At 60.1% G+C, this 15,616-nt stretch carries 16 protein-coding genes; 6 read left to right on the top strand and 10 right to left on the bottom strand.

Annotated elements, in window-relative coordinates; all coding sequences use genetic code 11:
- Positions 1 to 5: 5 nt before the first annotated feature.
- Positions 6 to 737 carry a TSUP family transporter gene (locus tag V0U79_RS03205; RefSeq protein WP_330198023.1) on the bottom strand — a complete coding sequence of 244 codons (732 nt, stop codon included), beginning with the start codon at positions 735 to 737 and terminating at the stop codon, positions 6 to 8.
- Between the two features lie 91 nt (positions 738 to 828).
- On the opposite strand from V0U79_RS03205, the gene V0U79_RS03200 reads away from it, so the two are divergent.
- On the top strand, positions 829 to 2,046 hold the full coding sequence (locus V0U79_RS03200; RefSeq protein WP_330198022.1) for an acyl-CoA dehydrogenase family protein: 1,218 nt from the start codon (positions 829 to 831) through the stop codon (positions 2,044 to 2,046).
- Positions 2,047 to 2,145: 99 nt separating this feature from the next.
- Positions 2,146 to 2,562 carry a hypothetical protein gene (locus tag V0U79_RS03195; RefSeq protein WP_330198021.1) on the top strand — a complete coding sequence of 139 codons (417 nt, stop codon included), beginning with the start codon at positions 2,146 to 2,148 and terminating at the stop codon, positions 2,560 to 2,562.
- On the opposite strand, the gene V0U79_RS03190 is transcribed toward V0U79_RS03195, so the two are convergent.
- Genes V0U79_RS03190 through purD form a run of 3 tightly spaced genes read right to left on the bottom strand, consistent with a single transcriptional unit; the run spans position 2,563 to position 6,212 of the window.
- Complete coding sequence (locus V0U79_RS03190) at positions 2,563 to 3,627, bottom strand: phosphotransferase (protein WP_330198020.1); 1,065 nt, start codon at positions 3,625 to 3,627, stop codon at positions 2,563 to 2,565.
- Positions 3,627 to 4,904, bottom strand: coding sequence for a metal-dependent hydrolase family protein (locus V0U79_RS03185; protein ID WP_330198019.1), 1,278 nt, complete (start codon positions 4,902 to 4,904; stop codon positions 3,627 to 3,629). Before V0U79_RS03185 ends, V0U79_RS03190 begins: the two co-directional genes overlap by 1 nt.
- A 27-nt stretch (positions 4,905 to 4,931) precedes the next feature.
- Positions 4,932 to 6,212 carry a phosphoribosylamine--glycine ligase gene (purD, locus tag V0U79_RS03180; RefSeq protein WP_330198018.1) on the bottom strand — a complete coding sequence of 427 codons (1,281 nt, stop codon included), beginning with the start codon at positions 6,210 to 6,212 and terminating at the stop codon, positions 4,932 to 4,934.
- Between the two features lie 97 nt (positions 6,213 to 6,309).
- On the opposite strand from purD, the gene xseA reads away from it, so the two are divergent.
- Genes xseA through V0U79_RS03165 form a run of 3 tightly spaced genes read left to right on the top strand, consistent with a single transcriptional unit; the run spans position 6,310 to position 8,924 of the window.
- A complete protein-coding gene (gene xseA, locus V0U79_RS03175) occupies positions 6,310 to 7,794 on the top strand; it encodes an exodeoxyribonuclease VII large subunit (RefSeq protein ID WP_330198017.1) in 1,485 nt (494 codons plus the stop codon).
- 30 nt (positions 7,795 to 7,824) lie between these two features.
- On the top strand, positions 7,825 to 8,055 hold the full coding sequence (locus V0U79_RS03170) for a DUF2093 domain-containing protein (protein WP_330198016.1): 231 nt from the start codon (positions 7,825 to 7,827) through the stop codon (positions 8,053 to 8,055).
- Positions 8,052 to 8,924, top strand: coding sequence for a M23 family metallopeptidase (locus tag V0U79_RS03165; protein WP_330198015.1), 873 nt, complete (start codon positions 8,052 to 8,054; stop codon positions 8,922 to 8,924). The genes V0U79_RS03170 and V0U79_RS03165 overlap by 4 nt, the downstream gene beginning before the upstream one ends.
- On the opposite strand, the gene V0U79_RS03160 is transcribed toward V0U79_RS03165, so the two are convergent.
- From V0U79_RS03160 to V0U79_RS03145, 4 genes are read right to left on the bottom strand one after another with little or no spacing between them, the layout of a single operon-like run.
- On the bottom strand, positions 8,897 to 9,817 hold the full coding sequence (locus V0U79_RS03160; RefSeq protein ID WP_330198014.1) for a lysophospholipid acyltransferase family protein: 921 nt from the start codon (positions 9,815 to 9,817) through the stop codon (positions 8,897 to 8,899). The genes V0U79_RS03165 and V0U79_RS03160 overlap by 28 nt on opposite strands.
- A 9-nt stretch (positions 9,818 to 9,826) precedes the next feature.
- Complete coding sequence (lpxK, locus tag V0U79_RS03155; protein WP_330198013.1) at positions 9,827 to 10,837, bottom strand: tetraacyldisaccharide 4'-kinase; 1,011 nt, start codon at positions 10,835 to 10,837, stop codon at positions 9,827 to 9,829.
- A complete protein-coding gene (locus V0U79_RS03150) occupies positions 10,834 to 12,102 on the bottom strand; it encodes a 3-deoxy-D-manno-octulosonic acid transferase (RefSeq protein ID WP_330198012.1) in 1,269 nt (422 codons plus the stop codon). Before V0U79_RS03150 ends, lpxK begins: the two co-directional genes overlap by 4 nt.
- Entirely contained in the window at positions 12,099 to 12,848 is a 750-nt protein-coding gene (locus V0U79_RS03145; RefSeq protein ID WP_330198011.1) for a lysophospholipid acyltransferase family protein, read from the bottom strand. The genes V0U79_RS03150 and V0U79_RS03145 overlap by 4 nt, the downstream gene beginning before the upstream one ends.
- An 84-nt stretch (positions 12,849 to 12,932) precedes the next feature.
- Between V0U79_RS03145 and V0U79_RS03140 the strand changes: the two genes are divergently transcribed.
- Positions 12,933 to 13,598: a protein tyrosine phosphatase family protein gene (locus V0U79_RS03140; protein WP_330198010.1), complete on the top strand. Its 666-nt coding sequence runs from the start codon at positions 12,933 to 12,935 to the stop codon at positions 13,596 to 13,598.
- Here the strand turns inward: V0U79_RS03140 and V0U79_RS03135 are convergent, their stop codons facing one another.
- Both V0U79_RS03135 and V0U79_RS03130 read right to left on the bottom strand, forming a co-directional pair.
- Positions 13,599 to 15,266: an ABC transporter ATP-binding protein gene (locus tag V0U79_RS03135; protein ID WP_330198009.1), complete on the bottom strand. Its 1,668-nt coding sequence runs from the start codon at positions 15,264 to 15,266 to the stop codon at positions 13,599 to 13,601. It lies immediately after the preceding gene.
- A gap of 97 nt (positions 15,267 to 15,363) precedes the next feature.
- Positions 15,364 to 15,606, bottom strand: a complete 243-nt coding sequence (locus V0U79_RS03130; RefSeq protein WP_330198008.1) for a DUF4170 domain-containing protein — start codon at positions 15,604 to 15,606, stop codon at positions 15,364 to 15,366.
- Positions 15,607 to 15,616: the final 10 nt, after the last annotated feature.

The following is a 15,616-nucleotide window of genomic DNA, read 5'->3' as shown; positions in this document are numbered from 1 at the left end:
GATCCTCAGCTGAGCAGGAGGACGCCGCGTACCACATAGATCATGCCGACACCCGTCACGATCCATTTCGTATATTTGCGGAAATCCGCATCGCTGATCAGCTTCAGGACCCGGGCGCCAAGCGTCGTGCCGATAATAGCCAACGGGGCGGCTGCCAGCAGCCATGGCCATTGGCTCAGCGACCCTGCGGCGAGGGCCGGCATGATGTAGAAGGCGATCTTGGCCGCGTGGGCGGCGACCTGCGTCGCGGCCTTGGTGGCAACAATCGAGCGGCGATCCATGCCATCGGCAATGAAGAAAATGTCCAGCAGCGGGCCAGAAACGCCGGCAATGATGTTCAATCCCGTTACGGCAAACCCGCAGATCACGGCATGGATTGGCTTGCGTGCATCCAGCGCCAGCCGCCTGCGGGGAATCCAGATCAGAGCCGGGACGAGGCCGAGAATGATATAAAGCCATGGCTTGGAGAGCTCGAAAGCAAGGCCAATCAGGATCAGGAAAGCGGCAAGGGATCCGGCCAGATAGATTGCCAGCACCCGCCAGTAGATGAAATCCCGCCAGAGCAGGGCGCGCCAACCATTGGAAACGCTCTGGATGGCGCCATGAGTGACCATGGCGGCCGAGACCGGCAGCAGCAGGACCAGCACGCCCATCAGGATCAGCCCGCCTGCCATTCCGAAAATGCCGGAGATGCAAGCGGTCACCAGTGTTGCCAGCAGGATGAGCGGCCAGATCATGTGAATCATCCCCTCAAAAGGATTGACCGCGCTATAGTCCGTGTTGGATCGTTTGCAAAACTCGAGGGATCGGACCGGGAGGGGTGCCCTTATGGAATTTTCCTATTCGCCGCGTTGTCAGGACTATCTGGATCGTCTGCGGGCGTTCATGGACGCGTATATCTATCCGAATGAATCGACCTATGCGGAACAGCTGGCCGGTTTCGGCCAGAATCGCTGGCAGGTGATCCCCATCATCGAGGAATTGAAAGAGAAAGCCAAAGCGGCGGACCTCTGGAATCTCTTCCTGCCGGAATCGGACAAGGGCGCGGGGCTCAGCAATCTGGATTATGCGCCGCTGGCCGAGGAAATGGGCCGTGTGCCCTGGTCGTCAGAAGTATTCAACTGCGCTGCGCCCGACACCGGAAACATGGAAGTTCTGGCGCGGTATGGATCGCCCGAGCATCAGAAGGAATGGATGGAGCCGTTGCTGGCCGGCAAAATCCGCTCGGCCTTCCTGATGACCGAACCGGACGTGGCATCGTCCGACGCAACGAATATCCAGTGCCGGATCGAACGCGATGGCGATGAATACGTCATCAATGGCCGCAAATGGTGGTCGTCGGGTGCGGGTGATCCGCGTTGCAAGATCTACATCCTGATGGGCAAGACCGACCCGGAAGCCGAACGGCATGTCCAGCAATCCATGATCCTGGTGCCGGCTGAAACACCGGGCATTACGGTCAAGCGGCATCTGCCGGTCTTCGGCTATGACGATGCACCGCATGGCCATATGGAGGTCGAGCTGAAGGATGTCCGTGTGCCTGCTTCGAACATTCTGCTGGGTGAGGGCAGGGGCTTCGAGATTGCCCAGGGCCGGCTTGGACCGGGCCGTATTCACCATTGCATGCGCACGATCGGGGCTGCCGAGCGGGCTCTGGAGTTGATGATCAAGCGCGGCATGAGCCGTGTGGCCTTCGGCAAGCGCGTGGCTGACCAGTCGGTTTGGCATCACCGGATTGCCCGGGCGCGGATTGATATCGAATCAGCCCGTCTTCTCACGCTGAAAGCCGCCTGGATGATGGACACGGTCGGCAACAAGGTTGCCCAGAAGGAAATCGCCATGATCAAGGTGGCGGCACCGCGTGTCGCGCTGCAGGTGATCGATGATGCGATCCAGATCTTTGGCGGTGCCGGGGTTTCGGCGGATACGCCGCTGGCCAGCGCCTATGCCGGCATCCGCACACTGCGTCTGGCCGATGGTCCCGATGAGGTACATGAACGGGCGATTGCGCGTCTGGAAATGAAGCGTTTGTCCAACGAGGCCTGATCGACCGACAATTAAATCACCCCCGGAAACATCCAGACACCTGACTTGTGCGTAAGTCGCTCTAGATTCCGATCAGAGAGATCTGCAGGAGACAGGTGAATGGAAATGGTCCTGTTACCGACCGTATTGGCGGCACTGGTCGGGTGTGCCATGGGCGGTGCCAGCCTGCTGGTGCCGCGTTGGGGCGCGTCCGTCGTGCGATTGCAGCCCGATCCACGTTGGAAAGGTGGATGGTCTGAATTCCGCGCCAGCTATGGCGGAGCGTTTCTGCTGGGCCATGCTGCCGTGCTTCTAACCTACGCCATGCGTTTTCAGGCTGGTGAAGCGGCGCTCATGGGCACGGGCTTTGCTATGGGCGCATTGTGGATGGGTATGGCGATCGGCCGGGTGGTGTCTATGGTTGCCGATGACCGGGAATACGAAACGCGGACCGCCTACAATTATGTGGCGGTCGGTTTTGAATCCCTGATGGGGCTGGCGCTCTGGGCGCCATTTCTGGCTCACATCGGCCGCTGATCAGCTGCCCATGTTTTCTGCGAATGACCACGCGTAGTCGGCCATTGGCTCGACCATCGCGCCGTATTCCTTTGCCTTGGCGTTCGAGGCATTGCCAAGTGTGGAGCGGTGATAGACGCCCTGCACGATGGCGGCGAGCCGGAACAGATTATAGGCAAAGTAGAAGTCCAGCTTGGGCAGACTTTCCCGGCCGGTGCGCCGACAATAGGCCTCGACATAGGCGGCTTCGTCGGGAATCTGCAGCGCTGCCAGATCGGCTCCCAGGAAACCGTTGCGCATCTCCTTGGGTGTCCGCCATTGCATCAGCTGATAAGTGAAGTCGGCTAGCGGATCGCCGAGCGTCGATAATTCCCAGTCGAGCACAGCAATGACCCGCGGCTCGGTCCTGTGGAAGATCATGTTATCGAGGCGGAAATCACCGTGCACGATACTGGACCGGTCCTGTTCCGGAGCGGCTTCCGGCAACCATTCAATCAGCCGATCCATTGAAGCGATCTTGCGGGTTTCGGAGGCCTTGTACTGCTTTGACCAGCGGGCGATCTGGCGCGGTATATAGGCGTCGGACTTGCCATAATCGCCGAGGCCAATGCTGTCCGGGTCGAAGGCATGAAGCGCGGCCAGCGTGGCATTCATCGAATCATAGATGGCGGCGCGTTCTTCACCGTCGACGCCGGGCAGGTAGGGGTCCCAGAAGATCCGTCCATCGACAAAATCCATGACATAGAATGCTGTGCCGATGACGTCAGGGTCTTCGCAAAGCCCGTACATTTCCGGTGCCGGGAAACCGTTCTCACCCAGAGCTTTCATCACCCGGAATTCGCGGTCCACGGCGTGTGCCGACGGCAGGAGTTTTCCCGGCGGCTTGCGTCGCAGAACATAGGCTTTGCTGCCGGCCTCCAACCGATATGTCGGATTGGATTGGCCGCCCTTGAACTGGCTGACATTCAGGTCGCCGCTAAACCCGGGGACATTGTCGTTCATCCAGCTGGCCAGCGCGGCCTCGTCAAAACGCAGCGCTTCGGCAACATCTTTTGTGCCGGAAAAGGTTTCGTCGAGATCAGCCATCAGTCCGAATAAACCTCGCCACCCTGCATGACGAAATCAACGTCTTCGAGCTCGGTGACGTCCTCGAGCGGATTGCCGGATACCGCAATGATGTCGGCGTATTTGCCTGGCTCGATCGTGCCGATGTCATCGGACATCTGCAGATGTTCCGAAGCGGTCACGGTCGCCGATGTAATCGCCTCCATCGGGGACAGGCCGGCGGCCACCAGCAATGCGAATTCGCGGGCATTATCGCCGTGCAGGGAAACGCCGCTGTCCGTACCAATAGTGATCATCACGCCGCCTTCGTGCGCCATGCGGGCCATTTCCAGCATGCGCGGCCCGACCTCAATGGATTTCTGCCGGATTTCCGGGGTCATCCAGTCAGCGGTCTCGGCCATCTCCGCCACCGTGGCTCCAGCCAGCAGGGTCGGAACCAGATAACCGCCATTCTCCCGGAACAGGCGGATGGATTGGCGATCGAGATAGGTTCCGTGCTCGATGGAGTGCACGCCGGCGTCCAGTGCCGAATTGATGCCCGTCACACCGTGTGCGTGCGCGGTGACGTAGCGGCCCATCATACGGGCGGCCTCGACGATGGATTCCAGCTCGTCATTGAAGAATTGCTGTTCGGTTCCGGCCGCTGTCTGGGACAGCACCCCGCCGGTTGCCGTGATCTTGATGACATCCACGCGGGCGCGGATCAGTTCGCGAACCACACGGCGGCAGTCGGCCGGGCCATTGCATGCCGCCGGGCTGGTAAAGGCATGCATGATGTCGTCGCTGAAGCCATTGATATCACCATGACCACCGGTCGGTGTGACAGCCGGCCCCGAGACACGCATGCGCGGCCCGACAATATCGCCATCGCGCTGGCCGTCGCGCAGCGCGACGATGGCATCCAGGTCGCCGCCAACATCCTGAACGCTGGTAAAGCCGGCCATCAGCGTTGTTCGTGCATTTCTGACACCATCAATCGCCCAGTCAGCCGAAGACATGGTGACTTCCATGAGCCGGCTGTCAGGGCCCAGTTCGGAAAGCAGATGCACATGGCTGTCGATCAGGCCGGGCAGAACATACTGATCGGAAAGGTCGATAATCTCTGCTCCATCGATCTCGATGAAACCGTCTTCAATCCGCTCGATCCGGTCGCCGGAAATGACAATCGACTGCTCTTCGGCGGGCGCTTCACCCGGCACAGCCAGCAGCCAGCCAGCGTGAATGACCGTGATATCGTCCTGCGCGCTCGCCAGCGACGCAAAGCCCAGCGCTACAATGGCTGAAACAAGCACTCTCATGACATCCTCCCCGGAATTTCCCGAAACCTAACCCGAATGTTCCAGCGCACGCCAGCCGATATCTCGGCGGCAAAAGCCGTCTGCCCAGTCAATGAGGTCCACAGCCTCATAGGCCCGGTCGATAGCTGCGCGATAGCTTGATCCCATGGCGGTGACGTTCAGCACTCTGCCGCCATTGGCCAGCAGGTGGCCATCATCGCTGCGCTTCGTTCCAGCATGAAAGACCACTACCTGTGCCAGCTCATTGGCTGCGTCCACACCTCTGATTTCCGTGCCTTTTTTGTAGGTTTCTGGATAACCCTTGGCAGCCAATACCACTGTTACGGCCGCGCTCGCATGCCAGGAGATGGGGGGCATCTGATCGATTTTGCCATCAGCGCAGGCTTTCAGATACGGCACGATGTCGCTCAACATCCGCATCATCAGTATCTGGCATTCCGGGTCGCCGAATCGGGCATTGAACTCGATCAGCTTTGGTCCGTCCTTGCCGATCATCAGCCCGGCATAAAGCACGCCGGAATAGGGCATGCCCTCCGCTTTCAAAGTTTTCACGGCCGGAAGAATAATCCGGTCCATGGTTTCCCTGATGATGGCGTTGCCAGCAATGGGGGTGGGCGAATAGGCACCCATCCCCCCGGTATTGGGGCCTTGATCTCCATCATGAGCCCGCTTGTGATCCTGCGCGGCAGTCAGGGGAATGGCGGTATTGCCGTCGCAAAGCGCAAAAACCGATGCCTCTTCGCCGTTCAGAAACTCCTCGATCACCAGCGTTCTGGAGGCGTCGCCGAAGCGGCCGGACATCATGTCATCAATTTCGGCTTCGGCTTCTTCGCGGGTTTCAGGAATGACCACACCCTTGCCCGCCGCGAGACCATCGGCCTTGAGGACATAGGGTGGCTCCAGTCCGTCAAGAAAGGCCTTGGCACTCGCTGGATCTGTAAATGTGCCATAGCGCGCGGTCGGGATATTCGCCCTGTCGCACAATGCCTTGGTGAAGGCTTTCGAACCTTCCACCTGCGCAGCGGCGGCGTCCGGACCGAAAACCGCGATGCCAATGGCCCGCAGCCGGTCACCCAGCCCCTTCACCAGAGGGGCTTCGGGGCCAATCACCACCATATCGACGGCGTTCTCGATGCTGAAATCGACCAGGGCGGGAACATCGTCAGCGGCAATCGCCACGCAGTCTGCCACGTCAGCGATTCCGGCATTGCCCGGCGCGCACCAGAGCTGTTCGACCAGAGGGCTTTTTGCGATTTTCCAGCAGAGCGCGTGCTCGCGTCCGCCACCGCCGACAACCAGAATCTTCATGGCCTTCCTCCTGTTCTTCCGGCTAGCGCATTGAAAAGCTGTTGGCGAGTCCGCCACCGCCATTGCTGCTGCGCCAACAAGCGCTTACCAACAGGTCATGAGCTCTGCCGAAACCAATACGCCGGAATTTTCGGTCTCCGAACTGGCGAATTCCCTCAAGCGCACAGTCGAGGACGCTTATGGACATGTGCGCGTGCGCGGAGAGCTTGGCCGGGTTATCATTGCGCGTTCGGGCCATGCCTATCTGGACCTGAAAGACGACAAGGCCGTGATCGACGGGGTCATGTGGAAAGGCATGGTCGAACGGCTGAATTTCAAGCCCGAGGAAGGCCTGGAAGTCGTTTGTGAAGGCAAGCTGACCACCTATCCCGGGCGGTCAAAATACCAGATTATCATCGAGCGGATGGAACCTGCCGGTGCCGGCGCGCTGATGGCATTGCTGGAAGATCGCAAAAAGAAGCTTGCCGCTGAGGGCTTGTTCGAAGCCTCGCGCAAGAAAGCCATCCCCGTTTTGCCGAAAGTCATCGGCGTCGTCACCTCGCCGACCGGTGCGGTCATCCGGGACATCCTCCACAGGCTGGAGGACCGGTTTCCGCGTCATGTCCTTCTCTGGCCCGTCCTGGTGCAGGGCGATGCCGCGGCAGGCCAGATCGCAGCCGCGATCCGTGGTTTCAATGCGCTAGACGGAAACGGCAGCATTCCGCGGCCGGACGTGTTGATTGTCGCGCGGGGCGGCGGATCTGTTGAGGATTTGTGGTGCTTCAATGACGAGGATGTGGTTCGTGCCGCCGCGGAGTCGGATATCCCGCTGATTTCCGCCGTCGGTCACGAAACCGATACCACGCTGATCGATTTTGCGTCAGACAGGCGGGCGCCGACCCCGACGGGAGCTGCCGAAATGGCGGTGCCGGTGCGGGCGGATTTGATGCAGGATGTCCGGAGCCAGGGAGAGCGTCTGACGCGGTCCCTGACCCGTCTCATCTCACAGCGGAGTTCGGAGTTCCGGGCAACAGCGCGGGCCTTTCCGACACCTCAAAACCTCTTGGGAACGTCGCGCCAGCGTCTGGATCTGGCCGCTGCCGGTCTGCGGCCGGAGGCCCTGCGGCGGGATATCCTGATCAAGACAGAACGGGTGTCCGCGAATGGGCAGAGGCTGCAATCCAGTCTGCGCCGGCAGTCACGGCTGGGAAGCGAGAATCTCTCCCGCATCATGGAGCGCCTTCGCCGGGCCAGCCCGACAAGGCAGATGCAGCGCTCGTCGGGGGATATCGGAAAGCTGACCGACCGCCTGAGACGGGCGGGCGCCAAGCTAATGGACCGCAAGCAACGCGATCTTGCTTCTGTTGCGGCCCGGCACGCATTGCTGGGCCATGATTCCGTTCTCCAGAGAGGGTATGCGCTGGTGCGGAATGTGGATGGCGGTTTGGTGCGCTCAGCCAGCCAGGCTCATCCCGGCGAGGCCGTATCGATCCAGTTCGCAGACGGAAAAACGGAGGCCGTCATTGGCTCTGGTGGACCGGTCCGTAAAAAGGCAAAGCCTCGGCAGCCGGCGTCGCCTGAAAAGCAGGGACGCCTGTTCTAGGCGGGCGAAAGCCGTGCTAGATTTGACGCCATGATGAAAACACCATTCAGCAGTGAGTTTTCCGGCGAAGCCGTGCTTGAATTCGGCGACGCGGATTTCATGATCCTCAAGCCGGGCGCTTTCGTCCGATGCGCCATAACCGGTGAGGAAATTCCCTTGCAGGATCTGCGCTATTGGAGCGCTGAATTGCAGGAAGCCTATAAGGATGGCTATGCGTCGGCTGAACGCTGGAAATCGGTTCACGCGGAGCCCGGCCGATGATTGGATTTCTGATGGCCATGGCGTTGCAGGCCGGCGATCCGATTGCCGATGTTCTGGCGCAGGATTCGGAATTTCCGGTTGCCGGTGCGGTCGAGGAGGCCATGGAGCCGTTCTCCTGCATTGGCGAGTACATTGAAGGTGCTGCCATCATTTGCCGCGCAACACCGGGTACTGTGATGGCGTTGGGCGATCAGTCTGCAACGGCTGATGATGAAGGCTGGCTGATCCTCGGGATCAATCGCGACGCCGATGCAGAGATGACATTGAGTGCTCGCATGCCATCGGGTGAAGAAATCCGCCAGGTTCATCCGGTTGAGCAACGCGAATACGATATCCAGCGGGTCGATGGCGTGCCGCCACGCACTGTGACGCCGCCGGAAGAAGCGCTGGCGCTCATCCGAGAGCAATCGCGCATGAAAGCGGCAGCCTATACCAGCCGCTGGGAAGAGGCAGGGTTTGCCGGCGGCTTCATAGCGCCCGCCGAGGGCATTATTTCCGGTGTTTACGGCTCACAGCGTTTTTACAATGGTGAGCCGCGCCGTCCGCATTACGGGCTGGATTATGCCAATGATGCCGGAACGCCTGTCCATGCCCCGGCTGCAGGCATCGTCACCCTGGCCCATCCGGACATGTATTATGAAGGTGGTCTGATTTTCATCGATCATGGTCAGGGCTTTACCAGCGCCTTTCTTCATCTGGGGGCCGTGCATGTCGAAGTCGGCGATGTGGTTGCCCAGGGTGATGTGATCGGCGAGATCGGTTCCGGTGGCCGGGCGACAGGCGCGCATCTCGACTGGCGGATCAAATGGCGCAATCGCTATATCGATCCAGCGCTGGTGCTTCAGCTGGACCCGGCTTCCTTGCGGTAAATCGATTTGTCCCAGCGGCGATGCACCCAGAACCATTGTTCAGGGGCTTCAAGGATGCGGGCCTCGACCCATTGATTGATCAGGGTCACGGTTTCCAGCAGGGCGGCCGACTTGTCTTCCAGCTTTGAATGCGGGATCGGCTCATAGAAGGTCACCCGGAACCGGGTGCCGCCGAGCCGCCTTACGCCGATTGGCACAATAGGAGCACCAAAGCGCATCGCCATCTTTGCCGGGCCTGATGCAGTCATGGCTTCATACCCGAAAAAGGGGGCGGCAATGCCGTCATTCATCTTCTGATCGTTCATCAGCGCGACCGACATTCCCTCCCGCAGATTGGCCAGCAATTGCTTGGCGCCGACACCGCCTTTGGCGGTCAGCAGCTTGATGCCGTAGGCATGGCGGGAATCCAGAATTCGTTTGTCGACCAGCGGGTTATTCGCATGCCGATAGGTGATGTTGCAGTTCAGGTTCAGCTTGGCGATGGCTGCGCCCATGACTTCCCAATTGGCGAAGTGGCCGGCGACCAGCACATAGGGCTGCCCCTGCTTTTCCAGATCTAGAACAATATCTTCACCGGCGATCTCGCCGCGCTCGTCATACACTTCCGGACGATAATCGCGCATATTGGCATTTTCGCCGACAAGGCGGCCGAAATTGTCCCACATCCGGTCCAGCAGCCGATTGATTTCCGGCTCGCTGGCGTTGGGGAAACATCGCTGCATGTTGATGCGGGCCACGTTGTGGACCGGCGTCAGCGGACCGATGCGGCGCAGGGCGGCACTGCCGAAAGCCGACCCTCGTTCCAGCCCCATGGCTTGAAATGAACCCTGGAACATGTCCCAGGCCAAGGCTTCAAGCCGCCAGCCGATATGCTGCAAGATATTTGCGCTCATGCTGGCGGTTTAGCGCCGCTCTGCAGCGGCGTCCAATGCCTGTTGGACCAGCGCTGTCAGCCGGGCCGGTTCAGCAAAGACGGCTCTGACGGGCCAGGCAAGAACACCATCTCTCCCGGTCGCCGGGATGCGTACGAAATCCTTTTCGGTTGTGACCAGACTTGCTGAATGCCGAGCGGCCTCCTGGCGCAACTGATCCAGCTCGGCACGGGTGAACTCATGGTGATCCGGAAAGCTATAAGTCTCGGCCAGCCGGGCACCGGCTGCTGTGAGAGCGTTGAAGAATTTTTCTGGACGCCCGATGCCGGCGAACGCGACGACTGGACCGTCCGGTGCCGGCGCTGTTGGTTTCAGCCAGGCCCTGAGGACCGGTATTTGAATATCTGCCAGACCCAGTCCTGCGTAATCAGGTTCAAAGTCCGGCTCCGGAACCATGAGGACAACGGCATCGGCCCGCTGCAGGCCGCGATCGACCGGTTCACGCAGAGGTCCGGCTGGAAAAACCCGGCCATTACCCCATCCAGCGGCGGCATCAATGACGACAACAGACACATCCTTGTGGAGGTCCGGATTCTGGTGACCGTCATCCATGATGATCAGATCGGCCTCGTGAAGCTGAGCAGCGTGGGCGCCCCCAACGCGGTCCCGGCTGACCCAGACAGGCGCAGCGCTGGCAATCAGCAGTGGTTCATCTCCGACATCGCGCGCAAAGTGGCGGGTTGTGTCTACACAGACGGGGCCTGCCAGCTTGCCACCATAACCACGACTGAGCGCCTGGGCATTGATGTCGCGGGACAGGGCTTCCTTGAGGATGGCGATCGTGACGGGCGTCTTACCGGTTCCGCCCAGCGTGAGATTGCCGACGCAGATGACAGCCGGCTCGGCAAAAGCGGGCTGAGCTTTGGCTATCCTTCGGGCGCCCATGGCGGCGTAAATCGGCGACAATGCCCGGCTCGCAAACGCGGTCAGATGGTCCATTAGCGAGGCCGGTTCGCCATACCAGAATTGCGGCGGTTTCATTTGCCCGGCTCCACAAGCAGTGCCTCGATGGCGGTCAGCGTTTCCTCCATGGCGCCGGAGGTCAACTGTGCGAGCGCTGCGCGTGCGCCCGCCACAAGCGTCTGGCTGTCGGATACGAGGGCCTCGGCTATATGATCTGCATTCTGGGCAATCATCACGCCGCCATTTTCCCTGTATGCGGTGTAGATGTCATCAAAGCTTGCGGTGAATGGGCCCGTGACCACTGCGCTGCCCGCGCGGGTGGCCTCAATCGGATTATGACCGCCAATCCCGTCAATCAGACTGCCGGCGATGAAAGACGTGGCGGCCAGACCATACCAGAGCTCCATTTCACCCAGCGTGTCGGCCAGCCAGACCTGATCGTCCGGAGCAGGGATTTCGCCGTTCGAGCGCCGCGCAAAAGTTTCGCCCCGGCTGGTGATAAGGCGGGCAATATCGTCTCCCCTTTCGGGGTGGCGTGGCGCCAGGATCAGCAGCGCGTTCCCGTGTGCTTCCCTGAAATTCCGGGCGGCCTCCAACACAATCTCGTCTTCGCCGTCATGTGTGCTGGCGGCCAGCCAGATCTGCCGGTTGCCGAGGGCTTCGACAAGCGCTGACAGATTGTCCGGTTGCGCGCCGCTGCTTCCAATCTGGAGCTTCAGATTGCCGGGATGTGCCACAGTTTCACCGAGGATTGCAGACAGGCCTGCCGCAGTGCGTTGATCGGCCGCTCCGATCCATCGAAAGGCCGCCAACAGGTACCGGGCGCTGGACCGGCGCTTCCGCCAACTATCCAGAGATTTGGCATTCATGCGCGCATTGACCAGCGTAGCCGGAATGGCCCGGCGCCTGATTTCGATAAGCAGGTTGGGCCAAAGCTCGGATTCGACAAAAACCGCAGCGTCCGGCTGCCAATGATCCAGGAACCGTTTGACGCAGGCAGGGCGGTCGATCGGCACAAACTGATGAATGGCGCCATCGGGCAATTCGCGCTGCATAAGCCCGGCCGAAGTGGTTGTGCCCGTGGTCACAAGGAAGCGCCAACCCGTCGTTTCCGACAGTCGCCGCACGAGTTCCAGCAAAATCAGGGACTCGCCCACGCTGGCTCCGTGCAACCATAGCAGAGTTCCGGCAGGCCGCTTTGTGCTGCTGCGCCCGAAACGTTCGGAAAGCCTTTGGCGGTCTTCCTTTCCACGCGAGGCCCGGCGGCTCAGCAGCCATCCTGATAATGGCGCGCTGAACGCGGTCAGCCAGCGATAGAGACGTAAGGCGACCGGCAGTCTCAACGGCCTGTCTCCGCCTTGCGGGAAAGGCGCGGTTCTGCCGGCTCGATCAATGGACCGCCCACCGCCTCATCTGCCTCCCTCGTCGCATCGTTCAGGCGCATCTCCAGTTCAAGGCGAAGCGCTTCCATCATGTCGTCATCGGCGTCGGGCGGCACGTAGAGCGGCTCCTTCCAGATGACGACACCCTTGCCGAACGGAAAAGGCAGGATGAAACGGTCCCAGGAGTTGAAGACTTTCTTGTTCGAGACCGACAAGGAAAAAATCATGATCGGTTTACTGGTCGTTCGGGCCAGCTGGATCACGCCCATGCTGGCGCGTTGCCGTGGTCCGCGGGGACCGTCGACGGTCAGACCCATACAGGCCCTGTTCTCGATGGCCCGGACCATGTCGCGGAAGGCCGTCAACCCGCCCTTCTGTTTGGTCTTGCGTGTATTTCGTGACGACCCTCGAACCGTGGCGATCGACAGATTGCGGGCAAAGCGCGCAATGAAATCACCTTCTTTCGATCGCGAGATCAACATGGTGGGAGTCTGAGGCGCTTTGCGGTCCCATCCCATGAAGCTGAGTGTAATGCGCGAGTGCCAGAATGCCGCGATGAAACCATCACCGGTCTGAGTACAGACGTCGCGGTGCTCCGTCCCGCGCCGCTCCCATCGTTTGGAAGCCGCGCAGACCTGCATGTATTTTGCCAGAACCCAGGAAAGGGCGGTCTGCAAAACAGCGGAAGATGTCAGCGAACGCAGCATTTCACCTTTGCTTGCTTCGATTGGCGCAGGCGTCAAGCGTTCGTCGCGGTTGCTGCAATCGCGAAGCCCGCCTAAACGATGCGGATGAGTTATGATCTGAGCAATCCTGCGGACTACAAACGCGCCTGGAACCACTATCTGTGGAAGGATCATGGCGTGCTCCGCCTGAAATTCCACAATATGCATCCGGTCGGCACGAAGGGCATGTGGCGAGCCAATCAGCCTTCGCCCAATCGTCTGGCCTGGCTGAAGGATCAGGGCTTCAAGACCATTCTCAATTTGCGCGGTGTTCAGCCGGGCCGGTCCTATTACGATCTCGAACATGAGGCTTGCGACCGCCTGGGGCTGGCGATTCACGATCTGCCGTGGGGGTCTCGTGAGGCGCCCTATGTCGAGCGCATCGAGCACCTGATCGAAGTGTTCAATACGATCGAATATCCGGCAATCATGCACTGCAAGTCAGGGGCGGACCGGGCCGGCATTGTTGCTGTCATGTATATGCTGCTGCATGAGGGCGCCCCGTTCGAGGAAGCCATCGAACATCTCTCTTTCAAGTACTTGCATGTGAAGCAGGGCAAGACAGGCATGCTGGATTATTTCTTCGAGCAATACCGGCTGGCGAATGAATCAGAGCCGATCGCTTTCCTCGACTGGGTACGAACGCGCTATGACCGGCAGGCTGTCCATGATGGCTTCATGGCCGGTTGGTGGGGCAGTCTGCTGACAGAAAAAATCCTGCGCCGCGAATAATCAGTCGGTGAATTGCAGGCGTGAGAGGCGGGCATAAATCCCGTCCTGCGCCAACAGTTCATCGTGACGTCCGGTTTCCGCGACGCGGCCCTTCTCCATCACATAAATCCGGTCGGCATCGCGTACGGTCGAAAGACGGTGAGCAATGACAATCGTGGTGCGGCCCTGCGACAGGGTTTTCAGCGCGGCCTGGACGCGGGCTTCTGCCTCTGCGTCCAGCGCGCTGGTCGCTTCGTCGAGGAGCAGGATGGGCGCATCGGCGAGGATGGCCCGCGCAATGGCTATGCGCTGGCGTTGACCACCGGAGAGTTGACTGCCGCGTGGTCCGACATGGGAGTCATACCCGTCGGGCATCTCCGATATAAAGCCGTGCGCATCGGCGGCTTTCGCTGCGGCGACGATTTCGTCATGGCTGGCATCCATACGCCCGAAGGCGATATTCGCCGCAATCGTATCGTCGAACAAAACGACATCCTGGCTGACCAGAGCGGATGCGTTTCGTACCGAAGCGATGGTGGCCTTCCTGATATCCTGATCGTCAATCAGAACGCGTCCGCGCGTGGGATCGTATAGCCGCGGAATGAGGTTCAGCAGCGTCGTCTTGCCCGACCCGGACGCGCCAACGATGGCGGTGGTTTTGCCGGGGGCAGCGACGATATCGATGTGGTCCAGCGCTGTTTCGCCATCACCGTAAGCAAAGCAGACACCCTCGAACCGGATTTCTGCCTTGCCGATGGTCAAGGCTTTGGCGTTCTCCGCTTCTGTTACCTGATCGTTTTCATCAAGCACGTCGTAGATGCGATTGAGGACGGCGACGCCCTCCTGCATCGCGGCCCCCAGTGTTCCGACAGCCCGCACGGCGGGTGCCATGACGCCAATGGCGGCGATGAAACCGGTGAAGTCGGCGATCGAGGCTGCGCCCTGCGAGATACGCCAACCGGCAAATCCCAGTACGCCGGCGAAAGCTGCCCCGCCAACCACTTCGAGGATGGGATCGACCCGGGCTTTCGATGCGGCAATAGACAAAGCAAGGCGGAAGCGCTGGAGGAAAGCGCTGCGTGAGCGATCGATCTCCTCGTCTTCCAGCTGGTAGGTTTTCACCATGCGGGCGCCGGAAAAGCTTTCCTCGAGGAAGCTGGTGACCTGACCCATCTGGGCTTGAGCTTCACCAGATGTCTTGCGCAGCCGATTGCCAATGCGGATGACAGGCAGCGCGGCAAGCGGGTAAACCACGAGGACCAGGATCGCCAGCATCCAGTCGAAGACGAACATTGCTGCGACTGCGCCGACAATGGTCAGCGTATCGCGCAACAGATTGTTTGAAGCGCGAACCAGCAGGTCGCGGAGAATGGTGATGTCGTTGGTAAAACGCGAGACGATCGAGCCGACCGGCTCAGCGACAATCCGGGCATAATCTGCACGCACCAACCGGGCAAAAAGAATTTCCTGCAAATCCTGCATGACGCGTAGGGCGAGCCGGTTGGTTTGAACCGTCTGCAGGAACAAGGACCCGCCGCGGATGGCGGTGATGGCGATGATGACGATGGGTGCCAGCCAGATGACGCGGGCGTCCTGCTGCTCCAGCAGATCGACGGCCCAGCGGATCATGAAAGCATAGCTGGAGGCTGCAGCCGCAGTCGTGGCTGACAGAATGACGGCCAATGTCACAAGCCGCCAGCGCGGTGCTATCCGGTCGCGCCAGAAGCGTCCGATCAGTGTCCGGACAGACGGCGCTGCTTTCGCAGGCGGGGCAGTGACGTCCTGGCTAATGATCGTGCCCGTCAGTTGAAGGATCGAGCAGCTTGTGAGCGTGGATGATGAAATAACGCATATGGGCATTATCCACCGTGCTTTGCGCGGCTGACTTCCAGGCGCTGCGCGCTTCCTGATAGTTCGGGTAAGCGCCGACAAAATGCACCGAATCCAGATCCTTGAATTCGGTGGCCTTGGGTCCGAGATCGGTCAATTCCCCGCCAATGACGAGGTGAAGGAGTTGTGGATTGCTCATTTCAACATCT

It is taken from the genome of Hyphobacterium lacteum (assembly GCF_036330345.1).
Classification (GTDB): Bacteria; Pseudomonadota; Alphaproteobacteria; order Caulobacterales; family Maricaulaceae; genus Hyphobacterium; species Hyphobacterium lacteum.
The sequence above is the reverse complement of the archived record's forward strand: the minus strand, read 5'-3'. Positions and strand labels throughout refer to the sequence as shown.